General features: G+C 45.0%; 21 protein-coding genes, 1 other RNA gene and 1 pseudogene. 7 read left to right on the top strand and 16 right to left on the bottom strand.

Annotated elements, in window-relative coordinates:
* The 5 genes and pseudogenes from RH85_RS05210 to RH85_RS05225 form a co-directional block, all read right to left on the bottom strand.
* A pseudogene (locus RH85_RS05210) lies at positions 1-473 on the bottom strand (Mu transposase C-terminal domain-containing protein); the annotation flags it as partial.
* A gap of 2 nt (positions 474-475) precedes the next feature.
* Positions 476-1099, bottom strand: coding sequence for a TnsA endonuclease N-terminal domain-containing protein (locus RH85_RS05215; RefSeq protein WP_006711154.1), 624 nt, complete (start codon positions 1097-1099; stop codon positions 476-478).
* Positions 1100-1219: 120 nt separating this feature from the next.
* An RNA gene (gene ffs, locus RH85_RS22205) (signal recognition particle sRNA small type) lies at positions 1220-1316 on the bottom strand.
* A 163-nt stretch (positions 1317-1479) separates the two neighbouring features.
* The gene (locus RH85_RS05220) at positions 1480-3501 is read right to left on the bottom strand and encodes a GGDEF domain-containing protein (RefSeq protein ID WP_241210359.1); all 2022 of its coding nucleotides are present in this window, start codon (positions 3499-3501) and stop codon (positions 1480-1482) included.
* Positions 3502-3659: 158 nt separating this feature from the next.
* Positions 3660-4400, bottom strand: a complete 741-nt coding sequence (locus RH85_RS05225) for a VP0952 family biofilm-associated protein (protein ID WP_006711156.1) — start codon at positions 4398-4400, stop codon at positions 3660-3662.
* A gap of 125 nt (positions 4401-4525) precedes the next feature.
* On the opposite strand from RH85_RS05225, the gene RH85_RS05230 reads away from it, so the two are divergent.
* Entirely contained in the window at positions 4526-4828 is a 303-nt protein-coding gene (locus RH85_RS05230; RefSeq protein WP_006711157.1) for an MGMT family protein, read from the top strand.
* A gap of 25 nt (positions 4829-4853) precedes the next feature.
* Here the strand turns inward: RH85_RS05230 and RH85_RS05235 are convergent, their stop codons facing one another.
* Positions 4854-5270, bottom strand: a complete 417-nt coding sequence (locus tag RH85_RS05235) for a YbaY family lipoprotein (protein ID WP_006711158.1) — start codon at positions 5268-5270, stop codon at positions 4854-4856.
* Between the two features lie 240 nt (positions 5271-5510).
* Between RH85_RS05235 and tesB the strand changes: the two genes are divergently transcribed.
* Positions 5511-6371, top strand: a complete 861-nt coding sequence (tesB, locus tag RH85_RS05240; RefSeq protein ID WP_006711159.1) for an acyl-CoA thioesterase II — start codon at positions 5511-5513, stop codon at positions 6369-6371.
* Between the two features lie 30 nt (positions 6372-6401).
* Here the strand turns inward: tesB and RH85_RS05245 are convergent, their stop codons facing one another.
* The gene (locus RH85_RS05245; protein WP_006711160.1) at positions 6402-6860 is read right to left on the bottom strand and encodes an Lrp/AsnC family transcriptional regulator; all 459 of its coding nucleotides are present in this window, start codon (positions 6858-6860) and stop codon (positions 6402-6404) included.
* Between the two features lie 127 nt (positions 6861-6987).
* On the opposite strand from RH85_RS05245, the gene RH85_RS05250 reads away from it, so the two are divergent.
* Positions 6988-8055, top strand: coding sequence for a PLP-dependent cysteine synthase family protein (locus RH85_RS05250; RefSeq protein ID WP_006711161.1), 1068 nt, complete (start codon positions 6988-6990; stop codon positions 8053-8055).
* A 128-nt stretch (positions 8056-8183) separates the two neighbouring features.
* Here RH85_RS05250 and RH85_RS05255 read toward each other — a convergent pair whose 3' ends face one another.
* Together RH85_RS05255 and RH85_RS05260 are read right to left on the bottom strand one after the other, a co-directional pair.
* Positions 8184-8504, bottom strand: a complete 321-nt coding sequence (locus tag RH85_RS05255) for a DUF1244 domain-containing protein (RefSeq protein WP_006711162.1) — start codon at positions 8502-8504, stop codon at positions 8184-8186.
* A gap of 113 nt (positions 8505-8617) precedes the next feature.
* Positions 8618-9496, bottom strand: coding sequence for a Tim44 domain-containing protein (locus tag RH85_RS05260; protein WP_006711163.1), 879 nt, complete (start codon positions 9494-9496; stop codon positions 8618-8620).
* 208 nt (positions 9497-9704) lie between these two features.
* Here RH85_RS05260 and RH85_RS05265 point away from each other — a divergent pair, with 208 nt between their 5' ends.
* The 3 genes from RH85_RS05265 (at position 9705) to RH85_RS05275 (ending at position 13265) form a co-directional block, all read left to right on the top strand.
* Complete coding sequence (locus RH85_RS05265; RefSeq protein WP_006711164.1) at positions 9705-10295, top strand: TetR/AcrR family transcriptional regulator; 591 nt, start codon at positions 9705-9707, stop codon at positions 10293-10295.
* 16 nt (positions 10296-10311) lie between these two features.
* The gene (locus tag RH85_RS05270; RefSeq protein WP_006711165.1) at positions 10312-12186 is read left to right on the top strand and encodes an MFS transporter; all 1875 of its coding nucleotides are present in this window, start codon (positions 10312-10314) and stop codon (positions 12184-12186) included.
* Between the two features lie 155 nt (positions 12187-12341).
* Positions 12342-13265 (top strand): YeiH family protein, encoded by a 924-nt coding sequence (locus tag RH85_RS05275; RefSeq protein ID WP_039948647.1) that lies wholly within the window; start codon positions 12342-12344, stop codon positions 13263-13265.
* Between the two features lie 22 nt (positions 13266-13287).
* Here the strand turns inward: RH85_RS05275 and RH85_RS23145 are convergent, their stop codons facing one another.
* Together RH85_RS23145 and RH85_RS05280 are read right to left on the bottom strand one after the other, a co-directional pair.
* Positions 13288-13461 (bottom strand): hypothetical protein, encoded by a 174-nt coding sequence (locus tag RH85_RS23145; protein WP_006711167.1) that lies wholly within the window; start codon positions 13459-13461, stop codon positions 13288-13290.
* Positions 13462-13551: 90 nt separating this feature from the next.
* Positions 13552-14430, bottom strand: a complete 879-nt coding sequence (locus RH85_RS05280) for a LysR substrate-binding domain-containing protein (protein WP_006711168.1) — start codon at positions 14428-14430, stop codon at positions 13552-13554.
* Between the two features lie 207 nt (positions 14431-14637).
* Here RH85_RS05280 and nagE point away from each other — a divergent pair, with 207 nt between their 5' ends.
* Entirely contained in the window at positions 14638-16086 is a 1449-nt protein-coding gene (gene nagE, locus RH85_RS05285) for an N-acetylglucosamine-specific PTS transporter subunit IIBC (protein WP_174269565.1), read from the top strand.
* 143 nt (positions 16087-16229) lie between these two features.
* Here nagE and menE read toward each other — a convergent pair whose 3' ends face one another.
* The 5 genes from menE to RH85_RS05310 form a co-directional block, all read right to left on the bottom strand.
* Entirely contained in the window at positions 16230-17627 is a 1398-nt protein-coding gene (gene menE / locus RH85_RS05290; RefSeq protein WP_006711170.1) for an o-succinylbenzoate--CoA ligase, read from the bottom strand.
* Positions 17627-18616, bottom strand: coding sequence for an o-succinylbenzoate synthase (gene menC / locus RH85_RS05295; RefSeq protein ID WP_006711171.1), 990 nt, complete (start codon positions 18614-18616; stop codon positions 17627-17629). The genes menE and menC overlap by 1 nt, the downstream gene beginning before the upstream one ends.
* Before the next feature lie 165 nt (positions 18617-18781).
* The gene (menB, locus tag RH85_RS05300) at positions 18782-19648 is read right to left on the bottom strand and encodes a 1,4-dihydroxy-2-naphthoyl-CoA synthase (protein WP_006711172.1); all 867 of its coding nucleotides are present in this window, start codon (positions 19646-19648) and stop codon (positions 18782-18784) included.
* 20 nt (positions 19649-19668) lie between these two features.
* Positions 19669-20460 (bottom strand): 2-succinyl-6-hydroxy-2,4-cyclohexadiene-1-carboxylate synthase, encoded by a 792-nt coding sequence (gene menH / locus RH85_RS05305; protein ID WP_006711173.1) that lies wholly within the window; start codon positions 20458-20460, stop codon positions 19669-19671.
* Positions 20447-21533, bottom strand: a 1087-nt coding sequence (locus RH85_RS05310) for a thiamine pyrophosphate-dependent enzyme (protein ID WP_006711174.1), incomplete at its 5' end; no start/stop codon positions are given. The genes menH and RH85_RS05310, both read right to left, overlap by 14 nt.

Here is a 21533-nt window from a genome sequence, read left to right on the forward strand (position 1 = left end):
TAGTACCGATAAGTTTCAGCTACGCTTAGCCGCTCTCGCGTCAGATACTTTTTTTCAATAGCTTCATCGATAAGAGATTGTGAATCAGTGTGTGTTGTTCGATTTCCTTTCTGAGCGTGTTTGGGAACTAAAGAAAGAAGCGACCTTCCTGACTCAAAATAGGCTTTTTTCCACTCAGCGAGCGTTCGCCAACTAGGGGGTGATAAATTAAGTTCATGTTCAACGACATTCAGCAATGGCACTAGATTCTTTTCTGTCCATCCGCCGGTAAGACGCTTTTCTATAAACTGTATGATTTTGTGGCGACGGAGTACTTCTTTTTGCGTTTGTTCAGGGAAGGTATCAAATGACGAAGAGTAATTAGGTTCATCTTGAAATAACTCTTCAGGAATTTGAAATTGTGTTTGAGCTTCTGAGCTAGAAGCCTCCATTTCATCAAAAAAACCAAAAAAATCATCAAACTCTGTTGTCATTGTTAGCACCAGACATAGCTACTTAAGCTGAAGTCGGTACTCTTAAAATCAGTCTTGACCCTACCCGATGACAGCCAACAAAGCGTCGATATTAGAGTTTCATGCTCAGACAATCCAAGATATTGAGATACCTCACACAGCTGAACTCTTTGCTTACGCTGAATATAACCTAGCACGCTTTTTTGTACTTTAGTCACAGAATGGAGACCTGAATATCGATGCAAAAGCTTAAGGTTGTTAAATATTGGATTAATTCTGATTTGTTTTTCAGTAATCAATATTAGACGTTTATCATATTCTTCTAGCGCTACACGCTGCTTTTCTGCAAATCGAGTTCTGAAATCGGGTTTAAGTATTTGGCTAGAATGCTTTATTTCAATAAACGAAGAACATTCTTGGTGGTCAAAGACGAGAAAGTCGGGAGTGTATCGGCACCGACGACCATTAAATTGATAATGATAACCGTGTGGTTGAGAAAGGTATCGTTTTACGTCGGGGTTATATTCGAGATGAAAACAAAAATCGAACTCTAAAATAGAGAGGGTGCGAACGACAGCATCATTCTTCAAGCTCATAAACTTGCAGATGTTGTGAACATGGGATGATTTTTTAGTTTGGTCGAACATAGTGCGAATCACATTTGTTGTAAACCTACAACAAAAAATAGACTATGAAGACTTATGGTGCAAATATGAGAGCGAATCTGCAGTTTATGCGAACATAAACTGCAAACATCAAATTGGGTGGAGACCCAGCCACATCCCGGCACACAAGTCACTCGCTGCGGCTGCTTCCTTCCGGACCTGACCGAGTTCACGAGTTATTGTTGCGGGAGGACCAGGCCTCCATAGAGCATCTCTGTTGTTCCAGAGAGTGCGAGAATTATCAGGCATAGCCGTTAGCTTTGCAACCCTATCTTATTAGAAAACTTCTAATTTCGAACTAACTGAACATAGAACAACCAACATCACGTAAAAACGTTGGTTTAACCAGCGATCACTTCGCGCTAAATTGTCTTCAGCTCCTGTTCTATCTGCTTTTTGGCAAAACTAATTTCGCATTCCGTTACTTTACGCTTATTCGAATACATCGAAAGATCAGCTTGATGCATTACATCTTCTAAAGACATCGCCGCGCTTCTTGGCTTTGATACACCAAAAGCCACCGAGACATCTAAACTGATGCTGCCATCCTGCGAGATAAACTGTTGCTTTTGTAAATTCAATAACGCATAGCTCAGAGTAACACTGTCAACAGAGCCGATAAGAATAAATTCGTCGCCACCAATACGATAACTTTGACCTTTCCAATAACGCGCAATCTGTTTGGCGATGTGCTTGAGAACTTGATCACCCACTTCATGGCCAAAAGTATCGTTGATAGGTTTAAATTTGTTCACGTCCAAATAGACCAAGGTCAGATTAGGGTGAATACCTTTGTTGTAGCGGCGGTGCAGTGCTCGGCGGTTTTTTAAGCGGGTGAGATTATCAGTATTAGATTGGTGATGTAGATACAAGCTCACCAAAATAGAAGCAATAAGCCCTAACGCTACAACGGCAATACTGCGGCGCGCTAGGCGTTGCTCACTTTGCAGCGTCGCTTTCCAATCTGGTTGAACATAGTGTGTATTGGTTATTTTCTCTAAGTCGAGCATCTTAATAGCACGATCAAAGAGAGGAACGAGAGACTTACCACGCGCATTTTTAGCAAAACCGATCGTGACATCCGAGGTATAAAACTCACCAATCAATTTGTCTTCAGCCAAGGGCAGCAAGGTTTTTGATTCACGTAATATTTTGTTGTAACTGGAGCGACTGATCACCACATAATCAACCTCTCTCGCTAATAAAGCGGCGACTTGTTGTTCTGCACTACTATAAGTAACCAATGCCTTTTGAGGTAACAAGCCTTCTAACAGCTCTTGATAGAAATCGTCCTTTACAACCCCGATTCGCTCAACAATCAGCTCTGAAACATTGCTATAAACGTTATTTTTGTAGCCTTCACGTTTTATCATGATTGCCGTGGAACGGTAATATGGCACACTAAAATAAGCGAATTGTTTACGAGGCTCTGATGACGCGAGCGGAGAGATAATATCAATTTTTTGCGCGAGGAAATCGGCGTACATATCTTCCCACGTTTCATCACCACGACTCACCAACTTACAGTTCAGCATCAATATGTCGCAGGCGGCATAGAGGACATCTGGCGTTATCCCCGTCACCTGGCCATTGTTGTGATAAATCGCGTATTGGCCTGCATGTTCTATTTTCACCTTGAGCGGTTCACTGCGATCTATGCCACTTCGCACCACTAAATCCCGCAACGATTTTTGGCGAATATCAAATTGATATTGATTAACGGTTTCTCGCAACAGCTTTTGCACTGGCGCGGAATGTAAATGTTGCTCAAAAAGCTGTAACTGGGTTTGGAATTTGTCTTTGGTGCCAATCAAGGAGACAGGCTTTATCGATATTTGATGATTCAATAGCTGAGCATCTAACCCTGCTAATAACATCGGTTTAAGCTGATTGATGGCATCCACGACTCCATCCACTTGCCCACTTTCCAGTAGTTGGCGGGCTTGTTGATGACCAATGTATTCAACTTGAACTAACGACGGGTAATATTGCTTGATCAATGCACCATAAATGGTGCCTTTGGGAATGCCAACTTTCTTAATCGTTTCAAGAGTGGCATTAGTAAAGCTGTACAGGTAAGTATATTCAATGTTGGTTGGGCTGGAATAATCAAATCTTGCTGCGCGTTGATTTGTATAGGTCACATTAGCGGCAAAATCGCTCTCACCACTTTCCACCGCGGTTAAAATATCATTAAAGCTAGGGTAATAGACGTAGGCAATATCGACATCGAATTTCTGAGAAACCGCGTCAAATAGGACGCGAGTGACTACATCATCAGCTTCTATCGCCACTCGATACTGTTCACTAGCATAAGAAGAAATGCCTATACAGCATGCTGCTAATGTAAAAATAAAACGTCGAAGTAATCCTAACCTAACCATATCTTTTGCGCTTTTGGTTACCCTGTTGGTATGGTCGTACACTTCTTATTTGCACTGTGACTGCGATTGCACAAAATAAATGCAACATTCCATTGAGCATTAATCGAACAATTTTGTCATATTATTGTCGTCATTCCAATTATTGACCGCAATTTGATTCATATTTCTTCGTTATATTCGACGCTCTGCAATATATAATCCGTAATCCATGCTGTACCAAGCAAGCATAACCAAACCACAAACACTGGATTAGGCACATCAATATGCGGACTAACCACCAATGCGGCAAATGCCACGGTGGGTAAAGTCCAGCATAGTAACTTACTCCAACGGAAGTTTTTTAGCTTGGATAAATTTTCCAGTGCTCCAACAATACCAATCACTGCCAAGGCAAATAACACCCCATACGCCATTTGTGTGATCCACAAAGGAAGCAGCAGTAACAGCGCCCACCAGCGGTGCTGCTTGATCGGTTTCCAATGGCTCGTTGACCACCACATCATCACCATTGCAAGCGTTTGGACTCCGGTTAGCATTGCGTCACCGCCAAGCTTACCTGCGTTTTGTGTGACCATAATACCGACCTGCAAGGTAATCACGATCAGCGCTGCAACCAACACCACACCAATATGACTGCGGCGTGAGAAGGCCACCATCATGAGAGGAAATAATATCCATACACTGACGGATAATGTAATGGGTTGGTAAGGCAGAGTTAGGCCATACGCCATCACGCTAATCAAAAAAATAGCGGATGCAAAGCCTCGTTGAGGAATAAACCAAAGGATCGGCGCAATCATTGCCAGTAACGGAATATCTCCGTCACTGTAACCAATTACCCGCGCACAAATAACCGCAAGTAACGTTGCTATAAAAAATTGTAAAGTCGAAAATAGCATTCCTGCTCCTTATTCCATCCTGGAATCGACGAGTTAGGATATGATGAACATAGATCATAATTATCGTTGCTAAAAGTCATCCTGCTAACAGCAACTATCAAAAACTAATATATTGATTAATGAGTATGGACCAGTTTCTAGCGCAAATCTTTGCAGTAATTCACCAAATTCCCCATGGAAAAATCACAAGTTATGGCGAGATCGCAAAATTAGCCGGTTATCCTGGTTATGCACGTCATGTCGGAAAAGCACTAAGTCATTTGCCCGAAGGGTCAAAATTACCATGGCACCGAGTGCTAAATAGCCAAGGGAAAATTTCTCTCAAAGGGAATGATTTACAAAGACAGCAAGAAAAATTGGAGCAAGAAGGTATTGAGGTAAGCGAGAGCGGCCGTGTCAGCCTTAAAAAATATCAATGGCAGCCGTAGCTGCCATTACGTTTTGGACGTGTGATTAACGCACACCCACTAACATTAGGTTAAGCTGTTGGGTTTGATTTTCATCCGTGATAACAGCGTTCATCGTATCTGTGATAAAGCGAAGCTCACCTGCAACTTCAATGCGAGCGCTGACACTGTAACGATGACCCGGTTTGATTTCGCTTGGGTTGTAGCTCAGTTCAAATGCGACTGGCACTTGTGCGCCCTTGGTTTCAATCACTTGCTCAGAAATCAACGTTGCTGGAGCATCCATTAGCGACACATCTTGCAAGCGAACGGTTACCGTCGCATTGTCAGGCAACATAATACGTTCACGGTACGCAACGTTACCGGTAATCGTTTGCTGAGCTTGTGCTTGTTCTTGCTGTGCTGCAGGCTCACTTTGACAACCCATTAAAACTGCCCCAAATAAAACCGACGTAGCTAACATCAGTGTTCTTTTTCATAACGCCTCACAATGAGAATAGTATAGATAACTTGCTGAATTATAGTCGTAGTTTTGCATACTGTCATGAGAGATGAATCACTCTTGACCAATTTCTGACGCAACTCAATTATAATGAGTATCTACTCTATACTGGTGTTAACAATGACTTTCTATATCAGCAACAATTGCTTGAAATAGCGACACTACGTAGAATGCTTTAAGATCAATTTTTGGATAAAAACCATGAGTAAACCACTGAACGAGCTACTTAATTTACTGCAGCTTGAAAAGTTAGAAGAAGGACTGTTTCGCGGTCAAAGTGAAAATTTAGGCTTGCCTCAGGTATATGGCGGTCAAGTTATCGGTCAAGCTCTGTCAGCTGCTCGCTATACCGTTGCTGAGGAACGCACCGTGCATTCATTCCACAGCTATTTCCTCTATCCTGGCGATCCAGAAAAACCGATTGTTTATGATGTCGAAAACCTGCATGATGGCCGCAGTTTTAGCACTCGTCGTGTTAAAGCGATCCAAAATGGACGTCCCATTTTTTATCTTACCGCTTCTTATCACGGTGATGCTCCTGGTTTTGAGCATCAAAACACCATGCCAGACATCCCTGGGCCAGAAAACTTTGCCTCAGAATCTGAATTGGCAGCAAAGGTCGCCGATTTCTTACCAGCAAAATTAAGACAAACCTTCTGCGGCGAGAAACCGATCGAAATGCGCCCGGTTGTCGTGGTTAACCCGCTCAAACCTGCCAAAACCGATGCCAAGCAGTACTTATGGATCAAAGCGAATGGCGCACTGCCAGACAACCAATTGATCCATCAATACCTATTGGCTTACGCGTCAGATTGGGGTTTTCTTACCACGGCACTCCACCCGCATGGCGTATCCATTCTAACCCCTAAATTCCAAGTGGCGACCATTGACCACTCCATTTGGTTCCATCGCCCATTTAAGATGGATGAATGGCTGCTGTATGCAATTGAAAGTCCGACTGCAAGCAATACTCGCGGCCTAGTCCGTGGGGAGATTTACGATCGCCAAGGCAATCTCGTTGCCAGCGCAGTGCAAGAAGGCGTGATGCGTTTTATTGACTAACAGCACGAAAAGCCACAGCGTAATGTCGAATTAAATTGGCAGCGCTGTGGTGTATTTCAATGGCTCCATTGCAAACGTCGACGTTACATCAGAAATACCTTTCACCGAGTTAACCAACTTTTTGTAAAATTGGTCAAAGCTTTGCATATCTTTAACCAGCACTTTCATCATGTAATCGTACTCTCCTGCCATGCGATAAAATTCCATCACCTCAGGAAACTCCGTCGCCGTCGATACAAACTGGCTATACCATTCATGAGAGTGATCTCGGGTTTTGATCATCACAAAAGCATTAAATGATAAGTCGAGTTTGTCTGGATTAAGTAAGGCAACTCGCTTTTGGATCACCCCACTCTCTTCCAGCTTTTTTAGCCGCTTCCAACAAGGTGTGGTGGTCAGATTGACAGCTTCCGCCAGATCACTTAAAGACAAAGTGGCATCACGTTGCAGTAAAGCGAGTATTTTTCGATCAATTCCATCCAGTTCCATTTCACAACCAACTCAATTTGGGAGAAAATATTTCTCTAATATAAGGAAAATAGAACGTAATAAGCAAAGGTTTTCTCCCTATTTGTAGGTAAATTATCAGCATAACGATATTTAAGGAGATAGCCTAATGTGTACCGATCATGATTGGATCAACAATGCGGTTAGAAAAATCGAAGCCGACTACCAACGCTCAGCAGATACCCACCTAATTAAACTCGACCTACCAAGCGTTGAGGGTATCGACATCTATCTAAAAGATGAAAGCACTCACCCAACCGGTTCACTAAAGCATCGCCTTGCTCGTTCCCTGTTTCTTTATGCCATTTGTAACGGCTGGGTTGGCCCTGAAACCACGATCATTGAATCTTCATCAGGCAGTACAGCTGTTTCTGAAGCCTATTTTGCTCGCTTACTCGGTTTGCCGTTTATTGCTGTTATGCCAAAAAGTACCGCATGCAAAAAAATTGAACAAATCGAATTTTATGGCGGTAAAGCCCACTTAGTTGAGCGCTCAGATCAGATTTATGCCGAATCACATCGCCTAGCTGAAGAGCTAAACGGCCACTATATGGATCAGTTTACCTACGCTGAACGCGCAACTGACTGGCGTGGTAACAACAACATTGCCAATTCAATCTTTGACCAAATGCAACTGGAAGATCACCCAGTGCCTGCATGGGTTGTGATGAGCCCGGGCACAGGTGGCACATCAGCGACCATCGGCCGCTTTATTCGTCATCAGCAGCACAACACAAAACTGTGTGTTGTTGACCCTGAAAACTCGGTATTCCACGAATTTTACCGTACTGGCAATAAAGCAATCACGGGCGAAAATGGCAGTAAAATTGAAGGTATCGGTCGTCCACGTGTTGAGCCAAGTTTTATTCCGGGCGTGGTGGATGAAATGCGCACTATTGAAGATGCAGCTTCAGTAGCGACGGCCCATTGGCTGGAAAAAATTCTTGGCCGAAAAGTGGGAGCGTCAACTGGTACCAATCTTTATGGTGTACTGCAACTTGCGGGTGAAATGAAACTACGCGGCGAGAAAGGATCGATTGTCACGCTATTATGTGACAGTGGTGAGCGTTACTTAGACACTTATTACAACCCAGAATGGGTACAAGCGAACATTGGTGATCTACAACCGTTCATGGCAAGACTTGAACGATTTGAAGCTACTGGTCAGCTCGATTAATCGACGCCGCATTACATGCTCACTCCGGTGTAGTAATGTGAAATAGTAAGTTAGTACAAAATAAAATGGCACTCAACGGAGTGCCATTTTTTGATCTCTGCAGTGTGAACACCGAAGATTTAGATGAATTACTTGGCTTTTTCACGCGCTTCAAAGGCGGCTAACTGCTCTGCGGTGGCTGGTGGTTGATGGTTTTGTTTCCACTCATCGTATGTCATGCCATACACTCGCTCACGAGCGTCATCAATATCCAGATCCAACTGCTGATTTTCAGCCTCGGCTTTGTACCACTTACTAAAGCAGTTGCGACAGAATCCCGCCAAGATCATCAAATCGATATTCTGCACCTCTTTATTATCATCAAGGTGCGCGAGCAAACGACGAAATACCGCCGCATCTAATTTATCTTGCTGTTCTTGAGTCAAATTTTTGTATTTAAATTCGGTCACTTTACTTTCCTTATCTTTCTTATTTTGTTGCTAGCTAGTATACGTGAAAGATAAAAAAACGCCCAAGCGATTGGCTTGGGCGTTTCAAAAACTGTGCTATTAGTATCGAAGGATTAACCTTGAATACCAACAATCAACCATGGTGCATTATCAACCGTTAGGTCACGTTCTAGATGCCATACGTCTTCGATATCTTCTTCTACACCTTCCGCTGAGTCACGGTAACGACCGCTAAACTGCAAACTTAGTTGCGCTTTAGTTGCATCGTAATCAGCACGAACGATTTCAGCGTCCACATACATAACGTCTGTGTGTTGCTCACCGTCCAATTTCGCGCGCTCTTCTTTCAGATCTTGATACAAGCTAGGAGATACGTACTCTTCGATTGTTTCAAGCTGATTGTGGTTCCACGCACCTTGGATAATGCGGTAGTGCTCGCGAGAGCCGTTTACAAATGCCGCTTGGTCAAAGTTTGGCGGGAAGTTATGCGGTACATCTGTTTGTGCACCAAAACCACCAAAGCCACCTTGATTTGCATTTTGTGGTTGCTCAAAGTTATGAACGTTAGGCTGTTCAAACTTAGGCGCAGAACCACCGAAAGCCGGTTGCTGTCGATGCTGATTCATACTGCCCTGCTTCGCCCCCAGCATACCGCGCATGAGTTTGAAGATCACAAAGGCAATCAGGCCAATGATCAGAATATCCATAAATTGGATACCTTCAAATGCGCCACCGCCAAGTAACGAACCAAGTAGGCCACCAACAAGCAGGCCACCTAGAATACCACCCATCAAACCTTTTTTGCTTGATGACTGCTTCGCTGCTTGCTCTTTACCAATGGTATTGGTGTTCTGTTTTTGTTGTTTAGGCGCTGGTGCTGTCTTAAAGCTTTTACCAAAAGACTTGCCACCACCAAACTTCTTAGCTTCCGCTACAGGCGTGATGGCTACAGAAACCATCAATAACGCCACTAGAGAAAAAAGTCGTTTCATGTTTTTCCTTTAGGGTACTTTATTTAGTTTAATATCCAGCCCATTGAAGGCTCTGGTTCCTTAATCTTAGCGCTCTCTACAAGAGAAAGATACATCCCACAATCGAATTCATGTATCAGAATATTGCAAATTTGATAATTGGGCCTGTTGACGCTTGAGGTAGTACCTCATTAGAATATCGAACAATGTTCATTTTTGATTTCCCACTATGGCTAGAAGAAACGACCACACACGCGAACAGCTTATCTCACTCACCTTAGAAACGGTTAAGCGCTTCCTTGATGAGCACTCCTATCACGAGTTAAGTTTGCGCAAAATCGCCAATATGATTGGCTATGTCCCTAGCACTTTGGTGAATGTGTTTGGTAACTACAACTTGTTGCTGCTTCATGCCGTAGCACAAACGCTTGATGAACTATCAGCCGACGCGAAAGCGGTGGTGGCACAAAGCCAAGATCCTACCCAAGCGCTGTATGAGTTGGCTTATTGTTATCATGAGTTTGCTCAGCGTCACCCTCATCGCTGGCAGCTGATTTTTGAACACAATATGAATGGCGAAACCCTGCCAGAATGGCAAAGTGAACGCATTGATAATATGACTGGCATGCTCGAACATCTATTACGCGCACTGGCTCCAACTCGTAGTGACAGTGAAGTCCTGCAAGCAAGCCGCGTGCTATGGTCTGGCGTGCATGGTATTACCCTACTCAGTGTTGATGATAAGTTTTTCGCCGCTGAACCCATTGATGGCAAAGAGTTAATTGAAAACTTATTGTCCAACTACCTAAAGAACTGGTAACGCGCAAGGATCTGCAATGCCACAGCAAAGCCAAACCTCACTGCTGACTCAACGTCGCTTTTTGCCCTATTTTATCACGCAGTTCTTTGGGGCATTTAACGACAACATTTTCAAAAATGTTCTGCTTTTGTTTGTTGCTTTTGCTGGGGCGGGTGTTTTACCGGTCTCAAGCCACTTGTTTATTAACCTTGCTGCGGGGCTGTTCATTTTACCATTTTTTCTCTTTTCTGCGTCTGCTGGCGTTTTGGCAGATAAATACGAGAAATCCGGATTTATTCGTAAGGTAAAACTGGCTGAAATAGGCATTATGCTGCTTGGTGCGATTGGCTTTATCACCGAGAGTTACCTGATTTTATTAGTGTTGCTATTTTTGATGGGCACACAATCCGCCTTCTTTGGCCCAGTCAAATACGCGCTTTTACCACAACAGTTAAAAGCCAAGGAACTCGTGCCGGGCAATGCGTTAGTTGAAACAGGCACCTTTTTGGCAATCCTTCTCGGCACCTTAGGGGCTGGTGTGATTGCCTCTGCTGAGAATGCCAATTATCTCGCCGCCGGTTGTGTGGTGCTGTTTGCCCTGCTTGGTTATCTTGCCAGCCGTTCAATTCCCGAAGCTGCCGCTTCTGCGCCTGAGCTAAAATTTCGTTGGCAACCGATTAAGCACACTAAAAAAACCATCGCCATCGCCAAGTCTGATCGCGTTATATTTCAATCCATCATGGCCATCAGTTGGTTCTGGTTTTTGGGTGCAGCGTACCTAACGCAGTTTCCCAATTTTACGAAAATCTACTTAAACGGCAGCGAAAGCGCCGTGTCTTTTTTATTGGCACTGTTTTCCATCGGTATTGCCACCGGCTCTATGGCGTGCGACAAGCTCTCTAATCATCGAATCGAGATTGGTATTGTCCCACTTGGTAGCTTGGGGATTACAATATTTGGTTGGTTAATGGCAAGCTCTGTACCTGCGTCATTGCCACCGTTCGCGACTTTTAGCCAGTTTATTTCCTATCAACCTTTGTGGCCGGTATTCGCTTATTTACTGTTACTTGGTGCCTCTGGAGGCGTATTTATCGTGCCCCTCTACGCTATGATGCAACAACGAGCTAAAGTTACCGAACGGGCGCAAGTGGTTGCGGCGTTGAATATTTATAATTCACTATTCATGGTTTGTAGTGCAATTCTCGGCATTGTCTGTTTGAGTTTGCTTGAGCTGTCGATACCGCAGTTTTTTATGCTATTAGCCGCTCTAAATTTGCTGGTCGCCTTTTACTTATTCAGCCAAGTGCCTATTTTTGTTGTGCGATTTTTGCTGTGGATCATTACCCACACCATGTATCGCGTTACCCATAAAAACCTACACCATTTGCCAGAAAAGGGCGGCGCTCTTATCGTCTGTAACCATGTCAGCTACATGGATGCCCTGCTACTTAGCGGTGCCTATCCACGCTTAATTCGTTTTGTGATGCAAGAAGAGTACGCCAACTTACCGCCCATCCGTAGATTCCTCAAACGCGCAGGCGTGATCCCGATATCCTCTACCAATCGCGGGTCAATTCGTCGAGCCTTCAATCAAGTTGAACAAGATTTAAATGATGGCCACATTGTGTGTATTTTCCCTGAAGGGCACCTAACCAGTGATGGCGAAATCAAAGAATTTATGCGTGGTATGGACATCATATTACGCCGCAGTCCGGTTCCAGTGATCCCTATGGCGCTCAAAGGCTTATGGGGTAGCTATTTTAGCCGCTATAAAGGGCACGCATGTAAAGGGCGTCCAACACGATTTTGGTCTAAGGTTGAAATTGAAGCAGGAGAACCTGTAACGCCAGAGCAAGCCACCACCCAAACGATGCACCAAAAAGTTAGCGAGTTACGGGGTGATTGGCGCTAGTCGATGACAAGTGATTGGGCGGTTGTTTAGTTTTTCTGAACAGCCGTTCAATTCATTCAGACTTACTGACCGAGCGCTATTATGTAAAATAGCGTTCTTTATAAGTGAGCAATAATGTTCACTGCCCCCTTTAGACGCATAAGCGCATTATGATCATGAAACCATACCAACAAACCGTTCCTTTTATTGTCGGCCTGCTTGCCTGCCTTACCCCTTTCGTTACTTCACCAACCGCCTTAGTTATTGGCTTTCTATTGGCTTCATTCGGTTTAGTACCAAGCCACGTTAATCTCGCTAAAATCACTAAAAAGCTCTTAGCTTATTCGATTGTAGGACTAGGTTTTGGTATTCATTTCGAAGAAGCGCTGGCGGTTACCTCCGATGGTATTGGCATTATCATTACCACCATTGTCAGTACTTTGGTCGTTGGTTGGTGGTTAGCCAAACTCTTGAAAATGGACAAAAAACTCGGCTATTTAATTTCTGCCGGAACAGCAATTTGTGGCGGTAGCGCGATTGCGGCAGTTTCACCCGCGATTCAAGCGGAAGATGAAGAGATTGGTCTCGCTTTAGCCACGGTCTTTGTACTCAACTCTATCGCGCTATTCATCTTCCCTGTGATTGGCCACGCGCTTAATCTCGATCAGCATACTTTTGGCACTTGGGCGGCGATTGCCATTCACGACACCTCATCGGTGGTTGGTGCCGCGTCTGCGTATGGTGAAGAAGCACTGACCACCGCGACCACATTAAAGCTGGCGCGTGCGTTATGGATCATTCCCGTTGCTTTTGTCAGCGCGTTTATCTTTCGTAGCGATTCGAAAAAAATCACTATCCCATTCTTCATTCTCTTTTATTGCCTAGCGATTGGAATTAGTGATGCGCTACCGCAATTTGAAACGTTCTACAGCGTCATTTTTGATGTTGCAAAACGTGCGTTGGTGGTGTGTTTGTTCTTGATTGGCTGCGGTATTTCAGTCAGTAAACTGAAAGCGGCAGGTGCAAAACCGTTGGTATTTGGCGTGACCTTGTGGGTATTGATCTCCACCAGTTCGCTGGCTTGGCTAACTCTGGCCTAGTTCAACCTTATTCCCCCCGTATTTAAAGCTCTTCAGGCTCAATACGTACTTTTTGGCGTTTCTCTTTGCGGTAGTGAATCACTAATGCCGCAATGAAGAGAAACGCCGAAAGCTCCGCTAACGCTCGATAGAGTCCTTCTACTTGCGTTGCCGTGGCAATCAATAACAGCGATCCAATTGTCAGTATCAACTTCATTTTTATATCCTTATCGCAATCCATCACGTTTTATTATGAATCAGCGTTATAAGGTTGAGAAATTCGGTTTTGTACTATGACATTGCTAAATTAACTAAGTTGGCTTTCCAACCACTTAATGAAGGTATGCACTTTCGGTCTTTTCTCTGCGCCTAATGGGCATAACACATCGTAACTCATCTCGGTTTCCATACTCGGGTATGGTGTGACAAGTTCCCCTGTATCGATGTACTGCTTCACAAACTGATAGCGCCCCATCGCCACCCCAACATCATGTAATGCGCTTTGCACGCCCATATCACGGTGACTCACACAGTAAAAATGTTTGAATAAATTAACGTCCAGATCAAAGTGCTTGACCCAGCGTTGCCAAACATTCGATTCCAAGGCGTGAATAAAATTCACGCGATGCAGTGATGCTAATCCATCGTCATAAATCTTTAATTCTTTTGCATAAGCCGGCGTGCATACCGGGACATACTTTTCGCCAAACAGTCGCTGGCGATACATATCTTTTAGATCGCTTTCACCATAGTAAATGGCAATATCTAAATGATTTTTATGAAAGTCTTGCTCTTCTTGAGCAAAAATATTGAGGTTAAATCGAGGGTATCGACGCTTAAAATACGCAATCCGAGGCAGTAGCCAACCATTGGCAAATGCCGGACTCATACCGATGTTAATTTTACCGTGCAATTCGGTGCAATTGATGTCTTCAATTTCACCAAAAATAGAACTGAGCGACTTCGATAAGGTGTGTTGAAAACGCTCACCTTCAGCGGTTAACTCTAGCTTGCGCGTGCCGCGCACAAACAAATTAAACCCGAGTTCATTCTCCAACACTTTGATTCGATGACTCACTGCCCCTTGCGTTAAGTGCAGCTCTTTTGCCGCCAAGGTAAAACTCATATTCTTTGCGGCAACATTAAAAGTATGTAGGTTACGCAGCAGTAGTTGTTGGTTAGCCATCTTAATCCATGCATTAAAAATTTTAATTCATGCTACTCGCCAATTGGTTTGTTTGCAGCAACAAATAAGTTTTAAATATACCCAGTTACTTAAATTGTTAGCCAGATCAATTAATGACTTACGATTCGATTTGGCCATTAGATTAAAAATTTTGATTTATAAACACTTTCTTAATTACTAGGGGCATACATGAATATACTCGGATATATGCAAAAAGTCGGTAAAGCACTGATGGTTCCAGTGGCAACCTTACCTGCCGCTGCAATCCTTATGGGGGTCGGCTACTGGCTCGATCCTGTTGGTTGGGGCTCAGAAAGCATTCTGGCGGCATTTCTAATTAAATCGGGCAGCGCCATCATCGACAATATGGCAGTCTTGTTTGCTGTCGGTGTCGCTTTTGGTTTAAGCCGCGATAAAAATGGCTCTGCGGCGTTGTCTGGTTTTGTGATGTTTCTCGTCGTCACCACGCTACTTGCGCCCGGTTCGGTAGCACAGTTGATTAACGTCGAGTTGAGCGAGGTACCCGCCGCTTTTGGTAAGATCAGTAATCAGTTTATCGGTATTATCGTTGGTATTATTTCGGCTGAAATTTACAACCGCTACTCCACCGTTGAACTGCCACAAGCATTAGCGTTCTTTAGTGGTAAGCGCTTAGTACCCATCCTTACTTCGATTGCCGGTATGTTCCTGTCTTTCGCACTGCTTTACGTTTGGCCTGCAGTATACGATGCGCTGATCCTGCTCGGTATCAAGCTAGAAAGTATGGGCGCCATTGGTGCGGGTCTATTTGGCTTCTTTAACCGCTTATTTTTAGCCGTTGGCATGCACCATGCTCTGTACCCTGTGTTCTGGTTTGATGTGGTGGGTATCAACGATATTCCTAACTTCCTTGGTGGCGCGCAGTCAATTGCTAATGGCACGGGTATTCCGGGTAAAACAGGTATGTACCAAGCAGGCTTCTTCCCAATCATGATGTTTGGTTTGCCAGGTGCAGCATTGGCGATGTACCACTGCTCAGATGCGAAAAACAAAAATCAAGTGTTTGCCATTATGTTGGCAGCGGCGATGGCTTCGTTCTTCACTGGTATTACCGAGCCACTTGAGTTCAGCTTCATGTTCTTAGCGCCGCTTCTGTTCCTATTACACGCAGTACTAACAGGGCTTTCTCTATACATCGCCGCGAGCATGGAATGGATGGCAGGCTTCGGTTTCTCGGCAGGATTTGTTGACTTAGTGCTATCAAGCCAGAACCCGCTAGCCGTACAATGGTACATGCTGATTGCACAAGGTATTGTTTTCTTTGCTCTTTACTATGCAGTGTTCCGCTTCGCCATTATCAAGTTCAACCTTAAAACACCAGGTCGTGGTGAAGAGATGGAAGCCGAGCAAAAAGACGCGACACCAGAAGCGATTAACGGCCTTGCTTATGACTATATCGAAGCCGTTGGCGGTGCAGACAACATCCTTGAAGTGGATAACTGCATCACTCGTCTACGCTTAAGCGTGAAAGATTCAGCCAAAGCAGACAGCGCGAAACTAACCCAACTAGGCGCCATGGGGGTGGTACCGATTGGCAAAGGCGGCTTACAAGTCATCGTTGGTCTGGGCAAGGTAGATAAAGTGGCTGAGCAGATGAAAAAAGTGCTCGCCAGCTAAAGAAAACAAGTGATGACTCACCATCATCACGCCCCCCTAAGTGCAGAGCGATTAGTCACCGCCTCTGCACTTTTTTTATGGCGCGACATTATCAATAACAAGATTTTAAATGGCGCTGCGATCAACGCAGGCGCATTGAGACATCAATTCGCGTCTTTGCTCTGGGTCGCAAGCCAATCTTTGACTTGCTTGCGCGACACTTTAATCCCACTGCCTAATAGTGACTCAGGCAACAGCAAATACGCGACTGGCCATTTGAATTTCACCAATATTTGTTCAAGATGCTGCTCAATGTTCGCTCGCACAGGAAGTGCAGCCGCTTGCAGCACCGCGACAGGTCGTTGGCCAAATTCTTCATCGGCGATAGGCACCACGATTGACTGCGTGATCTCATCCATCTGATTGAGTGCTGCTTCTATTTCCTCACAGTGAATATTTTCTCCACCGGAGATAAATTGATTATCTGCACGCCCTTTGATCACCAATTCACCATTGGCAAGGCGTTCACCCAGATCTTTACTATCAAACCAGCCTTGAGCATCCGTTATAGGGGTGATAACACCTTGTTCAAAGTAACCACTGGCCAGCGTTTCACCACCAATGTAAATACGCCCTTCTCTTAATTCTAAACGATGGTTAGGCAATACCGTTCCAGCACTGTAGGTCGCATCAATTTGCTTTGCCGTAACGGTTGAGGCTGCTTCCGTCATACCGTACCCGAGCCAAGTTTCAATCCCTTGCTCTGCCGCTTGCTGGCTTAAGGCCAACGGGACGTGGCTACCGCCAAGTAGAACATGACTGAGATTAAGAACGGTCGAACAACTGAGCAACCTTTCCAACTGTGTCGCGACAAGCGATGCGTGCGTCACACCCTGAATATCTTGCAGCAAATCACCACAGCCGACTTTCAATTGCGCCCCCGCAGCCAACCAACGGTAAACAATCGCTAACCCCGAGACGTGGTACATCGGCAAACTCAATAACCAACAGTCTGAAGGCTCAAAGTGGAACGGTTCCAATAGCCCTTGCGCCGAAGCCAAATGCTGAGCATGGCTGTGAACCACAGCTTTGGGTTTACCCATTGAGCCGGAGGTAAAGATGATCGACGCGAAAGAATCCAAATGATATGCCGAGCGATCGGAGGCTTTATCAGTGTGAGATATATCTTCCAAATCTGTAAGTTCTAACCGAGTGACATCCTCCAATCGAGCGTCACTCTCTGCCCCCCAAACATTAGGCACTTGATCAGGTAAATAGAGTGTTTCAAGCTTGTCGGCAAGTAACGCATACGGTTGGGGCGTTGTGAGCGCACAAATCGCACCAAGCTCGCCACAAGCCAAATAGATCAGCAGCATCTCTACGCTATTTTTCCCCACACAAGTCACCACACTACCTTGGGTAACATGCTGAAAAGATAAGGTTCGAGCGTAAAGAGTGACAACGTCGTCTAATTCAGACCAAGTATATTGGTGTTGCGGAGTAACCAGCGCTAAACAATCTGGGCTCATAAGAGCCCAGTGTTTTAAAGGTGAACGGTGCATCATGCCTGCCAAATCAATGCTTGTTCGGAGAGTTTGCGTAGCGGTAGCGGGCTATCAGGCCAAGGCACTTCCAGCTGCTCTGCGTATAAGCCGATGGTATCTAAGCCAGGAACTTCATCGGGTAATTGCCATTTAGCAAAACGCGCCAATTGCGTTAGACCTAAACTCGATTCAATACTCGAACTGATCACCGTTTTAATACCAAGGACTTTTGCTGCAGCAATCAATTCAATACAGGTTTGTACTGAACCAATTAACGTCGGCTTAATCACAATGGTCTTCACCCCAGTGAAATCCGTAAGTTTGAATTCTGGTTTACGCACCGCGTGTTGCAGCGTTTCGTCCCATGCCAAAGCGATACCGGTATCAATGGCAAACGAGAAACTATCGCCCGGCACTTGGCAAGGCTCTTCGATAAACTCGATACGTTGACGATAAGAAGGCGTCACATAGCTAGCAAACTTCAGCGCTTTCTCTTTGGTCCAAGCACGATTGGCATCCAGACGTAGGTTCAAATCCGGAATCGATTCTAAAAATAGATTAACCAGCATGCCATCACGAATAGGTTCATAAAGACCCACTTTGATCTTGGCAACTTTTTTACCTTCCATTGCATTTAGTTTTGGCAATAACTCATCAGGATCGCCACTGCACAATGGCGCAGAACGATACATGCCTTCACTCGGTAAACCGCCCTCCAGCTCAAGTTGCGCCATAGAAAGACCAAACGCAACCGAGGGGTACAATTCACTTTCATCCAGCGCGGGTTGACCGTTCTTCCATCCATTCAACTGTTCGATTAGCTGAGTGTAAACCTCTTCCATCGTTTCACAGCTAAAGCCCGGCAAAGGAGCAACTTCGCTACGACCGATACGGCCATCCTCAGCAAGCTCAATGACAAAGCCCTCACGCTCAGTCAGACGACGTTCACGTAAAATCACCCCACTGTCCATAGGTAAAGCGTAGCGATACAGTTTGGCTGATCTCATACCCATATTCCCTTGTTTATTATTGTTATAACTAGCCAGTTTTAAATCTAGGAGTCACTTAATAAGTCAGAGTCATTATTGCGAGGAGAAGACGCGCAATTTATGAGCATAAATGCGCTTCTTCTCCCATGCTATAGAGACTCAGGTGACATAAGTGTCTTTACATTAAGGGTTACGCGGAAACTTATTGAAGTCCGGACGACGTTTCTCGTTAAACGCATTACGACCTTCCTGACCTTCTTCTGTCATATAGAACATCATCGTCGCGTTACCCGCTAACTCTTGTAGACCCGCTTGACCATCACAGTCTGCGTTCAATGCCGCTTTCAAGCAGCGCAGTGCCATTGGGCTGTGTTGTAGAGTTTCACGAGACCAACGAACGGCCTCTTTCTCAAGGTCTTCAACCGGTACAACCGTGTTCACTAGGCCCATATCCAATGCTTCTTGTGCATCGTAGAAACGACATAGGAACCAGATTTCACGCGCTTTCTTCTGGCCGACGATACGAGCCATGTAAGACGCACCCCAACCACCATCAAATGAGCCCACTTTAGGACCTGTTTGACCAAATTGTGCGTTTTCTGCTGCGATGGTTAAATCACACATCATGTGAAGAACATGACCGCCACCCACAGCCCAACCGGCAACCGCTGCAATAACAGGTTTTGGACAAGTACGGATTTGACGTTGGAAGTCCAACACGTTTAGGTGGTGCGTGCCGCTGTCATCTTGGTAGCCGCCGTAATCGCCACGAATTTTTTGATCGCCGCCTGAACAGAAAGCTTTTTCACCAAGACCAGTCAAAATGATTACGCCCACGCTTTCGTCGTAACGTGCGTCAGCTAATGCATTGATCATCTCTTTGACAGTATTAGGACGAAACGCATTGTGAACTTGTGGACGAGCAATGGTGATCTTCGCGATACCATCTTCTGACTTATGGTATTGAATATCTTCATATTCACCGCTGCAGTCATTCCAGTTTACCGGTGCGTATAGTTCTTCTTCTGAAATACCTACTGTTTTAGCCATGGTGATTCCTATTTTATTTATCACTCACTCTCGTGAGTTTGGATTAGATTTTTTATTACGCTAGCAAAAGCGTGCGGCTGTTCGTGATGTACGTTGTGCCCCGCTTGCGCTATCTGACTGAAAGACAAACCGCTTTGCTCGGCCAACTGGCTGAACTTGCTGTCTTTCTCGCCGCAAATATAGTGAATAAGTACTGCGCTACGAGCGAGCGGCTCAAGTAGCGATTGTTGCTTAGCCAACGAAGTGGCAAGTAGCATCTGACTGATTGCAGAGCCAAGATTAGCACTGCGCTTAGCTATGAGAGTTTGTCTTTGCTCATGATTTAATGAAGAAAATACCGCTTGTTGATACCAATCGTCTAATACCTGCTCAATTGGCTCATTTTTAAAGCGCAAAGCCCAGCTCTGATCATAATGCCAACGCGCTTGACGGGCAGATTCACTGGCAAGGCCAAAATTACCACCTTCAATGAAGGCCATACTAAGGTTTAGTCGATCAAAGCGATGATTGGCAATGCCATGCATCGCAATTCGACCACCTAAAGAGTAGCCGACCAATATCAATTTTTGTTGGGGAGGAAGAATAGATTGAAGCGTAAGGGTAATTTGTTGGCAGGTATCATCAAAGCCATCGGTGCTGATGGCGATACTGCGTCCATGGCCGGGTAAATCAAGCGTCACCGTCGAGTAGTCACTCAGAGCTTCAATACACGCTTGCCAATCTTCACCGCTACCCAGCAAGCCATGCAGAAATACCAATACTGGCATTTCTGCATTCGCTGAGTCTGACTGGCGGTGGCTATAAGCTAGCATGGAAGCGGTTAACAACCTCTTTGATGTGCGCTGAAGCTTGTTCTGGTGGCGTTGTCACTTCAATAAGTAAACAGCCTTGGCCTGAGATCAGATGCTGCTCTAGCTTAGCTTGGTAGGCTTCCTGTTGGTCAGCTTGATAGTAAGCCAGTTTAAATTGAGCGGCTGCCGCAGAAAAATCATAACCATGAGGCATTTGATAAAGTTGCTGCTTTTGCTGTTCAGGAACCGGTAGCAAACCAAAAATCGCGCCACCATCATTATTGGTCACCACAATCGCACACGGTGTTTTTTGATGAGTAAACAGCGCCAATGAGTTGAGATCATACAGCAACGATGTATCACCAATATAGAGCACACTCGGTTGATTGGTGGCTCTAGCCGTCCCCGCTGCCGTAGCGACTAAGCCGTCAATGCCTGACGCACCACGGTTGGAATACACTTCATGGGCCACTTCACCAAACATATCGACTAAGCGCACAAATAGGCTATTACCTAAGAAGATGTTTACCTGCGATGGCAGTTGGTTTAACGAGGTCGCTAATGCGACTTCGTTTAATTTCGACGAGCTTTCAACATGCTGATCAGCGGCACAATTCACTGCGCGGCTAAACTGGCTCAACTCACTCGCCCACTTAGAAAGTGGTTCATCCGCTTCAAACTGCTGCACAGCATGCATGAGCCAAGTAGAGATATCAGCACGATGATGGGTCTGCATCAAATGGTCTTGGTTGTTACGATCAATGCTTGGGCTGAGATAGTGATATGCAAATGGCGTTTTGGCTATGGCATCTGTGCCCGATTGAGTTTGCGATAACCACTGATTCAAACGTTTAGAAATCACGCGCGAGCCAACTTGTAGTACCAATTCGGCTTCACTCAGCGCCTTTTGGCCAGCTTCACTTTGCAGCCAAATATCAAAATGGGCCCATGCGCTTGTCGTACCCGATTGTACATCGCATAAAATAGGCCAACCTAAACGCTGTGCGAGGGTGTGCGCTAATTTTGATTCTGCTTGCGATACACTGCCCAGCACAATAATGCCTTTGCGCGCGCGCCAAGGTTGACAATCAAAA

Origin of the sequence: Vibrio ichthyoenteri ATCC 700023 (assembly GCF_000222605.1) — a bacterium.
GTDB classification, from domain to species: domain Bacteria; phylum Pseudomonadota; class Gammaproteobacteria; order Enterobacterales; family Vibrionaceae; genus Vibrio; species Vibrio ichthyoenteri.

Coding starts and splice junctions, on each gene's coding strand:
- RH85_RS23145 (WP_006711167.1), bottom strand. CDS start 13,461: ATGAAGTTGATACTGACAATTGGATCGCTGTTATTGATTGCCACGGCA.
- RH85_RS05265 (WP_006711164.1), top strand. CDS start 9,705: ATGGCTAGAAGAAACGACCACACACGCGAACAGCTTATCTCACTCACC.
- RH85_RS05220 (WP_241210359.1), bottom strand. CDS start 3,501: ATGGTTAGGTTAGGATTACTTCGACGTTTTATTTTTACATTAGCAGCA.
- menB (WP_006711172.1), bottom strand. CDS start 19,648: ATGGCTAAAACAGTAGGTATTTCAGAAGAAGAACTATACGCACCGGTA.
- tesB (WP_006711159.1), top strand. CDS start 5,511: ATGAGTAAACCACTGAACGAGCTACTTAATTTACTGCAGCTTGAAAAG.
- RH85_RS05275 (WP_039948647.1), top strand. CDS start 12,342: ATGAAACCATACCAACAAACCGTTCCTTTTATTGTCGGCCTGCTTGCC.
- RH85_RS05260 (WP_006711163.1), bottom strand. CDS start 9,496: ATGAAACGACTTTTTTCTCTAGTGGCGTTATTGATGGTTTCTGTAGCC.
- nagE (WP_174269565.1), top strand. CDS start 14,638: ATGCAAAAAGTCGGTAAAGCACTGATGGTTCCAGTGGCAACCTTACCT.
- RH85_RS05230 (WP_006711157.1), top strand. CDS start 4,526: ATGGACCAGTTTCTAGCGCAAATCTTTGCAGTAATTCACCAAATTCCC.
- menE (WP_006711170.1), bottom strand. CDS start 17,627: ATGCACCGTTCACCTTTAAAACACTGGGCTCTTATGAGCCCAGATTGT.
- RH85_RS05245 (WP_006711160.1), bottom strand. CDS start 6,860: ATGGAACTGGATGGAATTGATCGAAAAATACTCGCTTTACTGCAACGT.
- RH85_RS05280 (WP_006711168.1), bottom strand. CDS start 14,430: ATGGCTAACCAACAACTACTGCTGCGTAACCTACATACTTTTAATGTT.
- menH (WP_006711173.1), bottom strand. CDS start 20,460: ATGCTAGCTTATAGCCACCGCCAGTCAGACTCAGCGAATGCAGAAATG.
- RH85_RS05225 (WP_006711156.1), bottom strand. CDS start 4,400: ATGCTATTTTCGACTTTACAATTTTTTATAGCAACGTTACTTGCGGTT.
- RH85_RS05235 (WP_006711158.1), bottom strand. CDS start 5,270: ATGTTAGCTACGTCGGTTTTATTTGGGGCAGTTTTAATGGGTTGTCAA.
- RH85_RS05215 (WP_006711154.1), bottom strand. CDS start 1,099: ATGTTCGACCAAACTAAAAAATCATCCCATGTTCACAACATCTGCAAG.
- menC (WP_006711171.1), bottom strand. CDS start 18,616: ATGAGATCAGCCAAACTGTATCGCTACGCTTTACCTATGGACAGTGGG.
- RH85_RS05250 (WP_006711161.1), top strand. CDS start 6,988: ATGTGTACCGATCATGATTGGATCAACAATGCGGTTAGAAAAATCGAA.
- RH85_RS05270 (WP_006711165.1), top strand. CDS start 10,312: ATGCCACAGCAAAGCCAAACCTCACTGCTGACTCAACGTCGCTTTTTG.